General features: G+C 60.7%; 12 protein-coding genes, 1 tRNA gene and 1 riboswitch. Of the genes, 7 read left to right on the plus strand and 6 right to left on the minus strand.

Going from position 1 to position 14250, the window contains the following annotated elements:
• Nucleotides 1-55: 55 nt before the first annotated feature.
• A complete protein-coding gene (locus HER32_RS08020) occupies nt 56-1258 on the plus strand; it encodes a class I SAM-dependent methyltransferase (protein ID WP_232066435.1) in 1203 nt (400 codons plus the stop codon).
• A gap of 31 nt (nt 1259-1289) precedes the next feature.
• Here the strand turns inward: HER32_RS08020 and HER32_RS08025 are convergent, their stop codons facing one another.
• Nucleotides 1290-1889 (minus strand): DNA-3-methyladenine glycosylase, encoded by a 600-nt coding sequence (locus tag HER32_RS08025; protein ID WP_168681494.1) that lies wholly within the window; start codon nt 1887-1889, stop codon nt 1290-1292.
• A gap of 53 nt (nt 1890-1942) precedes the next feature.
• A riboswitch (cobalamin riboswitch) is annotated at nt 1943-2171 on the plus strand.
• A gap of 155 nt (nt 2172-2326) precedes the next feature.
• Here HER32_RS08025 and HER32_RS08030 point away from each other — a divergent pair.
• Nucleotides 2327-4282 (plus strand): TonB-dependent receptor plug domain-containing protein, encoded by a 1956-nt coding sequence (locus tag HER32_RS08030; protein ID WP_168681495.1) that lies wholly within the window; start codon nt 2327-2329, stop codon nt 4280-4282.
• 46 nt (nt 4283-4328) lie between these two features.
• Nucleotides 4329-5426 (plus strand): YncE family protein, encoded by a 1098-nt coding sequence (locus HER32_RS08035; protein WP_168681496.1) that lies wholly within the window; start codon nt 4329-4331, stop codon nt 5424-5426.
• 84 nt (nt 5427-5510) lie between these two features.
• Here the strand turns inward: HER32_RS08035 and HER32_RS08040 are convergent, their stop codons facing one another.
• Nucleotides 5511-5780 carry a hypothetical protein gene (locus tag HER32_RS08040; RefSeq protein ID WP_149069465.1) on the minus strand — a complete coding sequence of 90 codons (270 nt, stop codon included), beginning with the start codon at nt 5778-5780 and terminating at the stop codon, nt 5511-5513.
• A gap of 563 nt (nt 5781-6343) precedes the next feature.
• Between HER32_RS08040 and HER32_RS08045 the strand changes: the two genes are divergently transcribed.
• Nucleotides 6344-6868, plus strand: a complete 525-nt coding sequence (locus HER32_RS08045) for a helix-turn-helix domain-containing protein (RefSeq protein ID WP_168681497.1) — start codon at nt 6344-6346, stop codon at nt 6866-6868.
• Between the two features lie 166 nt (nt 6869-7034).
• A complete protein-coding gene (locus HER32_RS08050) occupies nt 7035-9284 on the plus strand; it encodes a B12-binding domain-containing radical SAM protein (RefSeq protein ID WP_232066441.1) in 2250 nt (749 codons plus the stop codon).
• On the opposite strand, the gene HER32_RS08055 is transcribed toward HER32_RS08050, so the two are convergent.
• From HER32_RS08055 to HER32_RS08065, 3 genes are read right to left on the minus strand one after another with little or no spacing between them, the layout of a single operon-like run.
• Entirely contained in the window at nt 9285-10382 is a 1098-nt protein-coding gene (locus tag HER32_RS08055) for a hypothetical protein (RefSeq protein WP_168681498.1), read from the minus strand. It abuts the gene before it with no gap.
• 35 nt (nt 10383-10417) lie between these two features.
• Nucleotides 10418-10954 carry a GNAT family N-acetyltransferase gene (locus tag HER32_RS08060; protein WP_168681499.1) on the minus strand — a complete coding sequence of 179 codons (537 nt, stop codon included), beginning with the start codon at nt 10952-10954 and terminating at the stop codon, nt 10418-10420.
• Nucleotides 10955-10964: 10 nt separating this feature from the next.
• Nucleotides 10965-11249, minus strand: a complete 285-nt coding sequence (locus HER32_RS08065; RefSeq protein WP_149069470.1) for a hypothetical protein — start codon at nt 11247-11249, stop codon at nt 10965-10967.
• 122 nt (nt 11250-11371) lie between these two features.
• On the opposite strand from HER32_RS08065, the gene HER32_RS08070 reads away from it, so the two are divergent.
• Nucleotides 11372-11444, plus strand: a tRNA-Gly gene (locus HER32_RS08070).
• 128 nt (nt 11445-11572) lie between these two features.
• On the plus strand, nt 11573-13471 hold the full coding sequence (locus tag HER32_RS08075) for a GEVED domain-containing protein (RefSeq protein WP_168681500.1): 1899 nt from the start codon (nt 11573-11575) through the stop codon (nt 13469-13471).
• A gap of 118 nt (nt 13472-13589) precedes the next feature.
• On the opposite strand, the gene HER32_RS08080 is transcribed toward HER32_RS08075, so the two are convergent.
• Nucleotides 13590-14222, minus strand: a complete 633-nt coding sequence (locus HER32_RS08080) for a chloramphenicol acetyltransferase (protein WP_168681501.1) — start codon at nt 14220-14222, stop codon at nt 13590-13592.
• Nucleotides 14223-14250 lie beyond the last annotated feature (28 nt).

Below are 14250 nucleotides of genomic sequence, written 5' to 3' on the forward strand. Positions count from 1 at the left end.
AGGCAGAAACCTTGGTCTGGTGCCCACCCCAGCCGGGTGGGCTATTTTTTTGCCTGTGAATATTACACCCGATTTTGCGGGGTTGTCGGATGCAGCCCGCACCTATATAGCCCGGCACCTGCACGACGACCCGGCTCAGCTGGCTCTGCAGGCCCGTCGTCACCCCAGCCTGCCCGTCCCGGAACTGGTCCGCCAGATCCAGGCCCGGCAAAAGGCCCGCACCAAGCTCCCAGCCTGGGCCGACGATATTGACCTGATCTTTCCGCCCGCCCTATCGGTAGAGCAGGCCTCCTCCGACCGTACAGCGGCTTTCAAGGCCTCCCTGGTCAGCGGTGAAAGGTTGGCCGATCTTACGGGCGGCTTCGGCGTGGACACGAGCTTCTTTGCCCGGCAAATAGCCGAGGTGCATTACGTGGAGCGCAGTGCCCAGCTGGCAGGGGTGGTTGAGTACAACCTGCGACACTTAGGCATTGACAACGTTCGGATACATGCCACGGATGCCGTCAGCTTCCTGAAAAATACGGACCTGACGTTTGACTGGCTGTACCTGGACCCTGCCCGCCGCGACAATGCGGCCCGCAAAATCTACCGGCTGCAGGACTGTGAGCCCGACGTAGTACGAATTCTGCCCCTGCTTTTGCACAAAAGCAAACGGGTGCTCCTGAAAACCTCCCCCATGCTTGATATTGAGCAGGCCGTGCAGGAGCTCAAGCACGTGCGGCGGCTGTGGGTACTGGCCGTCGACAACGAATGTAAGGAAGTGCTCTACGAACTGGGCCAGGAGGCGGCTGTTGACCCGGAGCGGCTGACCATCAACCTGAAGCGCGACGGAACCCAGCAGGAGTTTCGCCTGAATCGGGCCCGCGAGGCCCGGGCCATACCGCGTTACGCCGAGCCTCAGCAGTACCTGTACGAGCCAAACAGCGCCGTGCTGAAGGCTGGCGGCTTCCGGAGCGTGGGCACCGCCTTCGAGCTGCTCAAGCTGCAGCAGCATAGCCACCTGTATACCTCCGACGTGTTGCGCGCCGACTTCCCCGGCCGCATCTTCCGGATTCGGGCCGTAGAAAAGTATGAGGCAGCAGCCCTGAAAGCCCATCTGGGCTCTGATGGCCGCGCCCACGTGACTACCCGCAACTTCCCCGACTCCGTGGCGGATTTCCGGCAGCGCACGGGCATCCGGGAGGGTGGTGATTTGTACCTGTTTGCTACCACCAACCTGGAAGGGCGGCTCATGGTACTCGTGTGCGAAAAGCTGTGAACCGGGCTGCACGCCCTATTTTTCGCCCAGCTTACTTCGCCGGGCTAGTCCAGGCGCTGCCGCGCAGGCGAAACCGCCAGGGCAGCGCAGCATCCTCGCCGGCATAGTCGATGCCCACCCGGGGGGAAGCCACTACCTGCTCGTCGGCCACTAACTCGGCCCGGTCTTCCAGCCAGATGTTGGGGCCGGTGAGCGGCAGGCCGTAGTGCTTGGTGCTGATGCCCAGTGCCTGGGTGAGCAGGCCCGGCCCGCCGGTCAGGTTGCGCTGTACAGCGGCCAGCCCCCGCCGTAGCAGCATTTCCGGCACTCCCTCCGTGGGCTCAATTCCCCGAATCAGCACGGCATCGGCCTTGCCGGCTACGTTGGTTACGAGGTTAAACAAGACATAGCGGCCGTAAATCAGGTACACGTAGGCGACGCCGCCGGCCTCATACATGATGCGCGTGCGGGAAGTGAAGCGCCCCAGGTGCGAATGACAGGCCTGGTCATTTACGTGAGCATAGGCCTCCGTCTCTACAATGCGGCCGCCCGTCAGTTGCCCGTCAAAACAAGTGAAAACGTACTTGCCGATCAGGTCACGGGCCAAGGCTACGACGTCGGGCTGCTGGTAGTAAGACAGGGGTAGGATCATGCCTGCCTATACGAGACCAAAGCGGGTTGGCTGTGGCTATTCAGAATAGGCGCGTATCTTTGCCCCGTAACGGTGGCCGAACCTCTTTGTACAAGGAGCAAGGCTGAAAAGGGAATCCGGTTCAATTCCGGAGCTGTCCCCGCAACTGTACGCTTCACGAGTTGGGTGCGCCACTAGGCCACTGTTCTCAGGCTGACTGCTTTTCAGGCGGCAGCCAAAGGAATGGGAAGGCGGTGCCCCCAGAAGCAAGCCAGGAGACCTGCCATTACATTTTCCTTGTTCAGCGCCCTCGGAGGAAGGGCGGAGAATGATTGCAGTGGCTGCTTTGGCAGCTGTTTTCTGTTTTCGGCCTCGGCTTTGGGTAGCAGTGAAGCATGTGCTTCCGGCCCGCCCAAAGTTTTGAACTGACTTTTCCTAATCCGGAAATTTTGGTTCGAATGTCATGTGCTACAAATCCCCGGTGGCGGCTCTACCGGGTTGGCCTGGCCCTGGGCAGCGGGCTTTTCGCGCTGCCGGCGGCGTTGGCGCAACAGCCCCTGTCCCCCGACTCGGTGCAGGTGCTGCCCATGGTGCGGGTAGAAGTAGAGCGCCCACGCCAGTACGCCGTCGGCACCCGCGTACTCACCCTCGATTCGACCACATTGGCGCTGTATCGTTCGGGCAGCCTGGCCGATGTCTTGGCCGCCCGAACACCGCTTTACCTGAAAAGCTACGGCCCCGGGCAGCTGAGCTCCAGCACCATGCGGGGCACCTCGGCCCAGCATACGGCTATCCTTTGGAACGGCTTTAATGTGATGCTGCCCACGCTGGGGCAGAACGATTTTACCCTGCTGCCCCTCAGTGGGGTACAGCAGGTAGAAGTGCAGCCCGGCCCAGCCAGTGGTCTGTATGGCTCCGGAGCTATTGGCGGTACCGTGCTGCTCTCGTCGCCGGTGAGCTGGCGGCAGGGTTTTCGCGGGGCAGCGCAGATAGAAGTCGGCAGCTTTGGCCTGGGTGCCGGCAGCTTGCAGGCCGGGTTCAGCAATCAACGGCTGGCCCTGCGCATCAGCGCCTCCTACCGCGCCGCCCAAAACAACTTTCCGTATGATTTCCCCGGCGGAGGCCGGCCGCGCCAAACCAATGCCGCTTTCTGGCAGGGCAGCCTTGCCCAGGATATTGCCTGGCGCGTAGGCCAAAACGGCCAGGTGCAGGCAGCGGCGTGGCTCACCAAAGCCGACCGCCAGATCCAGCCGGCCATTGGGACCCAAAACGACCACGCCCGTCAACTCGACCAGAGCACCCGCCTGCTCCTGGGATACGAACACACGGGTATGCGCCAGCAGTCCAGCGTGCGGGTGGCTTGGTTTGAGGACATTCTGAACTACGCTACGGATGCTTTCCGCAGTGATTCCCGCGTGCATACCACGCAGGCTCAAGCCAGCCACACGGTGCGTCTGGGCACATCGGCAAGCCTGCGCCTGGGGGCCGAAGCTCAGCACTTTGCGGTGCGCATGACGGACTACGGAGGCTTTGTGAGCGAAAACCGTTTTGCCGGATTTGGCTTGCTGCGCTATGACCCCACGGCCCGGCTGCGGCTGTCGGCTACGGTACGGCAAGCAATGCTACCCGGGCGCCAGGTGCCACTCACGCCGGTACTGGGACTGGAGTGGCAAACCCTGCGCACCAGCACCCAGCAGCTGCTCGTGAAAGTAAGCGCGGCCCGCGGGTACCGCGCTCCTACCCTCAATGAACGCTACTACCAGCCCGGCGGCGACCCAAACCTCCGCCCCGAAACCAGCCAGGGCTACGAGCTGGGCCTGCACCATAGCTGGCAGGCCCCTACCCAACCAAAGCTAACCTGGCACACCGAGCTGACTGCCTACCGCCAGCGCGTGGACAACTGGGTGATGTGGTGGCCCAAGCCGGGAGAATCGTTTGTGAGTCCCCGCAACCTGCGGCAAGTAAAAACCCAGGGCCTGGAGGCATCGTCCTCGCTGCAGTGGCGCGCCACCGCTACCTTCTGGCAAGCCCGCGCAGCGTATGCCTACACCCGCGCCTACAAATCCCAGGACGACGTGAGCGGCGCCACGATAACGGACCGCCAACTGCTCTATGTGCCCTTGCACACGGCTGCCCTGAGTGCTGATGGCCGATGGCACCGCTGGCAGGCCGGCGGTACAGCTACGTTCACCGGCTACCGCTACACCGAGGACACGGGTCCCAGCTTCCTGCCTTCCTACACTCTACTCGACGCCAACCTAGGCTATACCTGGCCCCAACTGGCGGGGCAGCCCGCGGCTCTCACCCTGCTGGCTCAGGTTCGCAACCTCACCAACCAATCCTACCAAAGCTACCTGTACCGCGCCCAGCCCCCGCGTGCAGTGCAAATCAGCCTGCGCCTGACGTGGCGCTAAAGGCAATGCTTCCCTCGTCTTTAATCTTTCACTTTTTTCTTACTCTATGTTTTCTTCTCTCCTTAACCAGCTTTTTCGGCGACGTATCGTAGCCCTGGCTTTCGGCTCAGCCCTGCTTTTCTCGGCCTGCGACCCCGACTCCAAGCAGGATCCGGTGCCGGATGGCCGGAACACCAATGTGTACATCGTCAATGAAGGCAACTTCAATACGCCCAATGGCAGCGTGAGCCTGTACGATAAGATCAGCGGCGAAATCAAGGCCCTGGATGTATTTAAAGCCGCCAACGGCCGGGAGCTGCTGGCAGATGTAGCTACGTCGATGACCATTGTGGGAGAGCGGGGCTACATCGTGGCCAACAACAACAGCAAGATTGAAGTGGTGTCGCTGCCCGATTTTAAGAGCGTAGGTACCATTGCCGAGCCCCTGCAGCAACCACGCTACCTGCTGGCCGCTTCTGCCGACAAAGCCTACGTGACGGAGTGGGTGGCCTCGCCCTTCCCGGCGGCAGTTCTTGGCCGGGTGGCCGTGGTAGATTTGAAAACCAATAAGGTCACGAAAACCATACCTGTGGGCAAGCTCCCTGAGGAAATGCTCCTGGTAAACGGCCGCCTCTTCGTGGCCAATTCGGAGGGCAACACCCTGACGGTTATCAATACGGCGACCGATGAAGTGGAAACCACCATATCAGTAGGCGTAAACCCGGCCAGCCTGGTGCTGGGCGCCGATGGCCACGTGTGGGTACTCGCCAATGGGCAGACGGACTATACCGATCCTGCACTTTCGGTGAAGGGCAGCGTAAGTGACTTTGCACCTACTGCGCCCTACACGGTACGTAAGCGGGAACTCGGTTTCACGCCGGGGTACGGCAGCCGCATCCGGCGCAATGCCAACGGTACGGCACTCTACCTGAAAACGGGAAACGGCGTGTTCCGCTTGGCTCCCACTGATGCGGCGCTGCCCACCACGCCCTTTATCAACCGCGACTTCTACAGCCTGGAGGTGGACCCCGACAGCGACGTTCTCTACACCGGGGTGGCACTGTCGTTCAACGGCCCGGGCCGCATGGTGACCTACCAGAAAGGCGGCGCCCCACTCGACTCGGCCGAGGTGGGCATTCTGCCGAGCGGCTTTGCTTTTTATTAAGCCGGCCCGATTTTAATCGGCCACAAAGAAGGGCCGCTCACACTGTGGGCGGCCCTTCTTTGTGGTTGAAACCAGCACCGGATGCTAATCGGCTATGCCATCGTTGTTGCGGTCTTTGGAGTCGCCGGCCTGCTCGTAAACCTGGCGGCCGGTGGGGTTATGCGTGGTATCACTCTGCAGCCCGGCCGCGGCCGAGTCGGAGGCCTGCGGGTTTAGAGCGGCGGGGTCAGTGTTTTTGTCAGCTCCGCGCTCCACGTTGGTTTCGCCGGAGCCATTGCCGGTATTGCAGCCCGCCAGGGCAGCCGTGAAGGTCAGAGCCAATAAACCAGTGCGAAGAAAGTGAGCAGCCGTCATGGGGAAAGCAGAGCGTTGAGTGAAAGAATAAGGAAGGATCTTAGGAGTCAGCAGTTCCTACGTGCAGGCGCCGCTGAGGTTGGGCCAGGTCCTGCGTCAACCTTCGCGCCCGCGCGTCCGTATCCAAGGCAGTCGAATCCGGTATATTTGCCCGCATGGCTGCCCGACGTTCTGCTTCTGCCCGTTTTTCTCCCTTCCTACGCCGCGCCGGCCTAGTGGCCGGCATCAGCCTGGGCCTGGCTTTTTTGCTGATTGGTTATCTATACGGATTTTCTAATGAGTTCTTGGCCAGATTATTTGGCGCTTTTTTCGTACTTTTCTGCCTGCTAGCCGTCACCTTTCTCGGCGTAGTGCCCTTTGTTAGCTGGGCTGCTACGCACTGGTTTGGTCCCGGCTGGGAGGATTCCGTTCTGAACACCACCCCGCCCCGGAAAAAGGCCTCTCCTGCTCCTTCCGGGAAACCATTGCGACAACGCGTGCGGTCCAATCCTTAACCTCTCATTTCAGTAACCATCGTGAAAACAACCCGCTTGCACATCAAGAATATGGTTTGCCCACGTTGTGTGTCGGCAGTCCGCAGTCTGCTCGAACAAGCCGGCTACCGGCCCGCCCAGGTAACGCTGGGGGAAGCCGTGCTGGCCAAAGAAACGCCTGCCGATCCAAAGGAAGTTGCCCCTCTGCTCCGGGAAGCCGGTTTTGATGTGCTCATGGACCGGGCTGAACAGCTCACCGAACAAATCAAAGGTGCCTTGGGCGAATACCTCGACCACCTGCGCACGGCTCGGATGCCGCTTACTACCTCGGCCTTTCTCTCGGAGCGGTTTGCCGCGACCTACTCGCACCTGAGCAAGGTGTTTTCGCGCACGGCCAACCTTACCATTGAGAAATACCTGATTCGCATGAAGATTGAGCGCGTGAAAGAGCTGCTCAGCTACGGCGAAATGACGCTCAGTGAAATTGCCGACCTGATGCGCTATAGCAGCGGCCAGCACCTGAGCAACCAGTTCCGCCAGGTAACCGGGCGCTCCGTGAGCGAGTTCCGCCGCGACCTGATGCCCAAGCGCCTGTCGATGGACCAGCTGGTATAGGCACGTTCAAACTAGTCTGCCTAAAAGCGGCGGAGTTGGTAGGTACCCTACCGGCTCCGCCGCTTTTCTGTTTGCTAGTCCTTATCAGACTCCCCACGAGCCTCTGTTTCCATAGCAGCTTCTTCCTAAGCAAATGGAAGAATAGCCAACCGGCTGGGTTGTACCTTTGCGGCACCTTTACCACTTGTCCGTGGTTGTTGCTCCCGTGTCTGTTTCCTCGCCCCGCATTCTGCTCATCACGCCGCCGCTCACGCAGCTGAACACCCCGTACCCGGCCACGGCCTACCTGAAAGGGTTTCTGGGGGGGCACGGCTACCACGTGCGGCAGGCCGACCTGGGCTTGGAGCTGGTGCTGAAGGTTTTTTCGGCGGCGGGGCTGCGCCGGGTTTTCTTGGCTATTGAGCAGGGCCCGTTTGACCTTAGCGACAATGCCCGCCGGATGATGCGCCTCAAGCAAAGCTACCTGAGCACGATTGAGCCGGTCATCCGGTTTCTGCAAAACAAGGACAACACCCTCGCACCCCGCATCTGCCATTCGCGGTTCTTGCCCGAAGCCAGCCGGTTTGATAACGTGGCTGACCTGGAAACGGCTTTCGGTACCATGGGCCTCACCGATCAGGCTCGGCACCTGGCTACGCTTTACCTGGAGGATTTGGGCGACCTGCTCAAGGAAACGGTAGGGCCGCAGTTTGGCTTCTCCCGCTACGCCGAAAAGCTGGGCATGTCGGCCACCTCCTTTGATGCTCTGCACGAGGCCCTGCAAGCCGCGCCCAACCTGCTGGACCAGATGCTGCTGGAACTGGTGGATGAGCTGGTAGCCGATTTCCGGCCGGATATCGTGGGTTTCACGGTGCCTTTCCCCGGCAACCTGTACGGGGCGCTGCGCTTGGCCGGCCGGATCAAAGAAATTAGCCCGCAGACCTACACCTCTATGGGCGGCGGCTACCCCAACACGGAGCTGCGCACCATGCGGGAACCCCGCTTTTTCGATTACATCGATTTTCTGACCTTGGATGACGGGGAAGGTCCCTGGCTGCGCCTGCTGGAATATATCAGCCGCGAAAAGACAGATGAGGTTGTCGCACCTCTGGCGTTCCAGCGTACCCTGCTGCGCAATACTGCTGGCGCGGTGCAGTACATCGACTTTCCGCACGCCGCTATTCCGCATACCGAGGTAGGCACTCCCGATTATTCCGACCTGCCGCTAAGCGAATACCTTTCCGTGATTGAGGTGCTGAACCCTATGCACCGCCTCTGGAGCGACGGACGCTGGAATAAGCTTACTGTGGCGCACGGCTGCTACTGGAAGCGTTGCTCGTTCTGCGACGTTACCCTCGACTATATCTCCCGCTACGAAACAGCCCCCAGTGCCTTGCTGGCCGACCGGATTGAGCAGATTGTAACCCAAACCGGCCAGACGGGCTTCCATTTTGTAGATGAAGCAGCTCCCCCCCTGGCTTTGCGTGATCTGGCTATTGAGCTGCTGAAGCGCCGCACGGCTATTACCTGGTGGGGAAACATCCGCTTTGAAAAGACCTTTACCCCAGACTTGTGCCGCCTGCTGGCCGCCTCGGGCTGCATAGCCGTGAGCGGGGGCCTGGAAGTAGCCTCCGACCGGCTATTGGCGCTGATGGAGAAAGGCGTGACCATAGCCCAGGTAGCCCGCGTAACGGAAGGCTTCACCCAAGCCGGCATTATGGTGCACGCCTACCTGATGTATGGCTTCCCTACCCAAACAGCTCAGGAAACGGTTGACTCACTGGAAGTTGTACGTCAGCTTTTTGCCGCTGGTATCGTGCAAAGTGGGTATTGGCACCGGTTTGCCATGACGGCCCACTCCCCCGTGGGCAAACAACCTGACAAGTATAAAGTAGTCCCCGTTGGTCCGGAGCCCGGCACCTTTGCCTGGAACGACCTGTGGCATGATGACCCCACCGGCGCCAACCACGAGCAGTTTGGCCCTGGCCTGGCCAAAGCCTTATACAACTACCTGCACGGGGTAGCCCTGCAGGAGCCGCTCAGCTTCTGGTTTGACTTTAAAGTCCCTCGCACCACGGTTCCGCGTCAGCTTATTCAGCAGGCCATTCAGGAACCCGCCAAGCCCGATGCTGCGCGCCCCAATGGCCGCCTGTTCTGGCTGGGCAACTGCCCGGAGCTAGCGCTGCGCAAAGGGAAGAAAGGCGAGCAGGCCGTCCTCACCTTCTACGAGCAGGCCGAAGACTTTGAAGTAGCTGTACCCGCTGCTGTGGGCAGCTGGCTGCACGGGCTACTGCGCGGCCTGACCACCGACTACGATACCAAGGTACTGCTGAAGGATGCGGCCCTTACCTACCCCACCGGCATTCAGCCCTGGGAACAGTTCCTGCAGTCGGCGGGGTGGCAGCTGCTGCGCAGCAAAGGGCTGCTGGTGCTGTAGCTAGTTTAGCTGTTTCAGCCACCGCTCCAAGCCCTCCCAAAAACCGGGAGTAGGGCGCGGCCACTGCCACTGCCCATCGGCGGCAGTGTTCCCGGGCACCAGGAAATTGGGTTTGGCCTGGGCAAATACGCGTACCTGCATACCCCGACGGCCGCCAAGGGCCCGCCGAAGCCGCTGGCTGCTTTCACGCACGTTCAGCGCCGTGTCCCGCCCGGCGTATAAGCCGAATACCGGAATGCGCAGCCGAGCAAGCTGCCGGAAGGGGGCCAGCATTGTTTCCTCGGTAAGGGCGGCTTGTTCTACCACCAGAAAGGCCGCCTTCCCCTGGCTGGCTCCCACGGCTGCTTCGGCCGCGGTACTGCCCACGGTCCATACGCCCAGGCGAGTGGTATCCGCTTCGGGCCGGCCCCGGAGCCAGCGCAAGGCCACCACCGTCTGCCGCGCTACCACCGAATCCGTGCCTGCTGCTGCAGGCGCCAGCAAAAGCGTAGCCCACCCAGCCTTGCCTAAGCGCATTACCCGGTCGAGGTTGGGCGAGGTAGTCGGGGCCCAGCTTACCACTACCGGATGAGTGGCTAATGTATCGACGGGCAGATACAGCGTGGCCACACCCAGCCCGGGGAGGCGCACCGCTTGCTCCCGAAAAGGCCGCGGGGCTGCTTCGCCCCGCCGCACCCACACAAATTCGCCCCGGATGCTGTCCAGCTGCAACACCCCGCGCAGAAAGTCGCCTTCCCGGAGGGCACTGATGGATAGCGTACCCGGAAAACCTCCGATCTGGCTGATTTGCAGCTGCGGGGCCTGGTAGCGCACCGTGCCCATAGGTATTGTCGTGACGGGCGTGCCGGGCACCATAAGTTCCGCCTGGAGCTCACCCGCCCTGGTTCGGCGCAGTTCCAGGCCCACACGCACCCCGGTACCGGGTAGGCCTACCGCGCCTTCGTAATGGCCAGTGGGCGGCAACGTCTTTTCCTCAGCCGACTGTCCGGCAGAGCCACAGGCCGTCAGTGCCCCCAGCATCCCCAGTAACAGGGTTTGCTTGAGTTGGCTTCCAGAGTTAGAGGAAAACAAACCGGCGGCAGAAAATAACTTCGACATCGAGGGCAAAGGTAGCGCTGCGCGGGCGGGCACGCTCATAGACCTTTGCGCAGTATCAGGTCCTGCTGCACGTCGGTACCCAACACAAAGGCATGTTGCCCGATGGTCTTAAACCCGAAACGACGGTAAAACTCCAGAGCCCGCAGGTTCTTTTCCCATACGCCCAGCACCACCGCCCGGCAGCCGTTGAGCTTTGCTTCCTCAATGGCGCGGCGCATCAGCGAAGCCCCTAACCCGGTGCCTATCCAGTCTTCCTGCACATAAAGACGCTCGATTTCCAGCTGGCTATGGGTAGTTTTTTCGGGTTGCAGCCCCAGGGTAGCATTGAGCTTGAGCTTGGCGTAGCCTACCGGGGTTTCCTGAAAGTAAGCCACCAGAAAGATGGTCTCCGGCTGTTGTAGCTCGGCCCACTGAATTTTAGGGCTAAAGTTTTCCGCTACGTACTGCGCCATGTCTTCCGCCTTATTGTCGGCGGCAAAAGCCTCTATAAAGGTTTGCTGGCCCAGCGCAGCCAAGTGCGTTGCGGTGGCCATAGTGCGTTTGGCTACCTGAATTCGGAGGGGTGAGGACATGCGAAGTGCTTCAGGAAATAGAATGGTCGCCGGGCTCGTCGGAAATTCGGGCATCCTGGCGCATCCGGCGGCCAAATCGGGTGATTAGGACGAAGGCGGCCAACAACGCCACTGTAGTGACCAGCTTCGTGGTGGGCAGCGCCGCGGGTTGTTGATCGGGCAGCAGGCCTGCCCCCGGGATATAGCCGCTAATATACAGCAGCAGGGCCGCGCGCATCAGCATAAGCCCGATGCCTATCCACCCACTGATCAGCAGTACAAGACCAAAAACTCGACGCCCTGCCGGACTAGCCATAGCGAAAGGATTAGGAAAAACCTGCATGAAAAGCCCGCCGGCCTATTCACGCCAAATATACTCGGCCAAGAATACGCGCAGCCGTTGCAAATTGATTTGCCCTCTGTATTTTTGTCCGACCCGCGGGAGTAGCTCAGTTGGTAGAGCATCAGCTTCCCAAGCTGAGGGTCGCGAGTTCGAGCCTCGTTTCCCGCTCATTTAGAAATCCGCCACTTAGACGCAATTCTGAGTGGCGGATTTGTTTTTAGCCAATACCTCCGATTATACCCCGCTGCTTTCTATCTTACTTACCAAACCTATTTTTCGCTGTTATTAAGGTTTTTATGAGCAAATTCTACGCTTTTATTGCACTCTATATACTCTCCCTAGGAGCCTACGGACAGAAGCCGACCACAGCTTCAACGGGCGAGTGCGGAACCCCAGACCCTACGCCGGCCCAACGCGCCTGGCTGCTGCAGGAAGTCATTCCCTTGGAGCAAAAGCTGGCCGCCCGCAGTCCGCAGGCCGATGCGGTAAGCTACGTTCCGCTCAGCATCCACATTGTGCGAAAAACGGATGGTACCGGGGGCGCCAGTGAGGCCGCCATTTACGCTTCCATTGCTGGCACCAACCAGCTGTTTGCCGGTGCCAACATTCAGTTTTTTGTCTGCGGCAGCATTCAGTACGTCGACAACTCGGCCCTGTATGCCGTAAACTCCTACGCCGTAGAAAGTGAGCTGTGCCTGCTCAACGACGAGCCTAAGGCCATCAACGTGTACTACGCAGGCTCCGTCAGCTCGGGTGGCAGCCCCGTTTGCGGCTATGCGTATCTGTCGGGCAACCGGGTACTGATGGGCTGCAACAATGCGCACGTGTTGGCGCACGAGCTGGGCCACTCTTTTGGCTTGCCGCACCCGCACCAGAACAGCACGAGCGACGTGCTGGCAGACCGGGAGCTGGTGCGTCGTACCAACTGCACTACGAAGGGCGACCAGATCTGCGATACGCCCGCCGACCCTTTCGGCCGGGAGGGTGCTACCAAGCAGGACTGCCTGTACACGGGCACCATCACCGATGCCAATAATGACCTGTTTACGCCCTTACTAGTGAATACCATGAGCTACTGGAGCTGCGGTGATGCTTTTACGCCCGGCCAGTATGCCCGCATTCAAGCCGTTCGGCAACTAAGCCACGCGGGCCGAAACTGCAGCTTGCCGGCCCCCGCCGCGCCTACCCAGCTGGCGGCCAGCCTAGTGCCCTATGGGGGCGGTATTTCGCTGCGCTGGACCGATAAAGCCTCCGACGAGCTAGGCTATTTTATTGAGCGCGCCGTTGGGACGGGAGCCGCTTTTACCACCGTTGGGGCCGTTACGGCCAACACCACCAGCTACACTGATGCCTCCCCACCGGCCGCCACGACCATCCGCTACCGGGTAAAGCCCATCAACGCCGCCGGCGCCTTTAGCAATGAGGTGAGCATTCTGCCTGATATTACTTATTGTGCCGCGAACTTTACGGTGTATAACTGCCCACCCGATGGCCTCCCGATTTACCTGGACGATGTGCAGGTGCTCAAGGGCAGCAGCCCCATACTCAGCAACCTGTCTTCCGGCTGCGGCACCTATTCCTCCTTTATTTCTCAGACGGGCCAAGTGCAGCCGGGTGCCACATACACGCTCAAAACGCGCCTGCCTACTTTGGCCAACGGCTCCATCTACCCCCAGCTCGTGTATGCCTGGGTTGACTACAACCATAACGGCAGCTTTGCGGACGCCGGGGAGCAGCTGTATCAGGGAGCAGCCCAGTACAACCAGGCCACGGCCAGCTTCACTGTGCCGGCCTCAGCCCACCTGGGCTGGACGCGCCTGCGCGTCCGCTCACAGAGCAATTTTTATCCGGCATTGGCCGATGCCTGCGCCACGGGCGTGTATGGAGAAACCGAGGAATACACCCTGCTCATTGGCAGCGGCATAACGGCAACCCAACCGGCAAGCTTACCGCAGTTCACCCTTTTCCCCAATCCGGCTTCCGCTGATCTGCCTCCCCTGCTTACGCTGCCCACCGGCAGCGCCGTGGCGGAGCTGGGAATCTTTAACCTGCTTGGCCAAGCCGTCGTACCGAGCCGCCCGGTGCGGGCCAATGCCCCCACCGAGTTGCCCACCCGGGGGCTACCCGCCGGGCTGTACGTGGTGCGCGTGCATACTGCAGCAGGCGACTACCAGCAGCGGCTGGTCCTGTATTAGTCCTGCATAGCGGCGGCCGCGCCCTGCCAGGTATTACCTCCTGGCCGTACTGGCTCGTCAAAAAGCGGCTTTATCCCGGGCACTCAACATAGCCCCAGGCTGCAAAGCCAAGCCAGACCTATACCGCATCCAGCGCCTGCTGGAAAGCCGAGAAAAACAAGCCTACGTGGTAGCCATCGGCCAGGCCGTGGTGTACGTTCACAGCCACGGGCATAAGCAAGGCCTCGCCCGCGCGGCGGTAGCGGCCCACCGATATCTTGGGTACGCTGTCGGGGTGGGCGAAGGCGCGGGCGTGAGTAAGGCCGGTGAAGCGCAGCCAGGGAATGGCCGAAAAATGAATGACATCGAGGCGGCTGGCATTGGCGTTCAGCCGCAGGCCAGTACTCTGCTCCACGGCGTCTATTTCTGCCTGTAAGCTCAGCCCGAACTCGGTGAGGGGCTGCGCAAACGGCACGAAGGCAAAGCTAAAGGTATGGTCGGGGCGCGCCAGCGTCGGGGAGGCGTGGATCTGGTCGTAGCAATACACCTCCCCGTCCTCAATGCGGTAGCGAAGGGCTTCTACGGAGTTTACGGCCTGCAGCGCGGCGTGCAGATACACCTGGAAGAAGGGAACCCCTAACTCCTTGGCCCGGGCAAAGGCGTGGGCTACGTTCACATCGGCCACTAAGCCGAAAAACGGTTCTTCGAAGGCCGAGAAAAACGCGAAATGCTCCCGGCGGTTCCACGTAGTGAGGTCTACTAGCTGTTTCATGCGGCGGCAAGTTCGGTAACTTTGCCCG

The sequence above is a fragment of the Hymenobacter sp. BT18 genome (assembly GCF_012273015.1).
GTDB classification, from domain to species: Bacteria; Bacteroidota; Bacteroidia; order Cytophagales; family Hymenobacteraceae; genus Hymenobacter; species Hymenobacter lutimineralis.

Bases quoted from the DNA above. Each gene is read 5' to 3' on its own strand.
- HER32_RS08065 (WP_149069470.1), bottom strand. From the start codon at position 11,249: ATGGCTAGTCCGGCAGGGCGTCGAGTTTTTGGTCTTGTACTGCTGATC.
- HER32_RS08055 (WP_168681498.1), bottom strand. From the start codon at position 10,382: ATGTCGAAGTTATTTTCTGCCGCCGGTTTGTTTTCCTCTAACTCTGGA.
- HER32_RS08025 (WP_168681494.1), bottom strand. From the start codon at position 1,889: ATGATCCTACCCCTGTCTTACTACCAGCAGCCCGACGTCGTAGCCTTG.
- HER32_RS08075 (WP_168681500.1), top strand. From the start codon at position 11,573: ATGAGCAAATTCTACGCTTTTATTGCACTCTATATACTCTCCCTAGGA.
- HER32_RS08040 (WP_149069465.1), bottom strand. From the start codon at position 5,780: ATGACGGCTGCTCACTTTCTTCGCACTGGTTTATTGGCTCTGACCTTC.
- HER32_RS08035 (WP_168681496.1), top strand. From the start codon at position 4,329: ATGTTTTCTTCTCTCCTTAACCAGCTTTTTCGGCGACGTATCGTAGCC.
- HER32_RS08030 (WP_168681495.1), top strand. From the start codon at position 2,327: ATGTCATGTGCTACAAATCCCCGGTGGCGGCTCTACCGGGTTGGCCTG.
- HER32_RS08060 (WP_168681499.1), bottom strand. From the start codon at position 10,954: ATGTCCTCACCCCTCCGAATTCAGGTAGCCAAACGCACTATGGCCACC.
- HER32_RS08080 (WP_168681501.1), bottom strand. From the start codon at position 14,222: ATGAAACAGCTAGTAGACCTCACTACGTGGAACCGCCGGGAGCATTTC.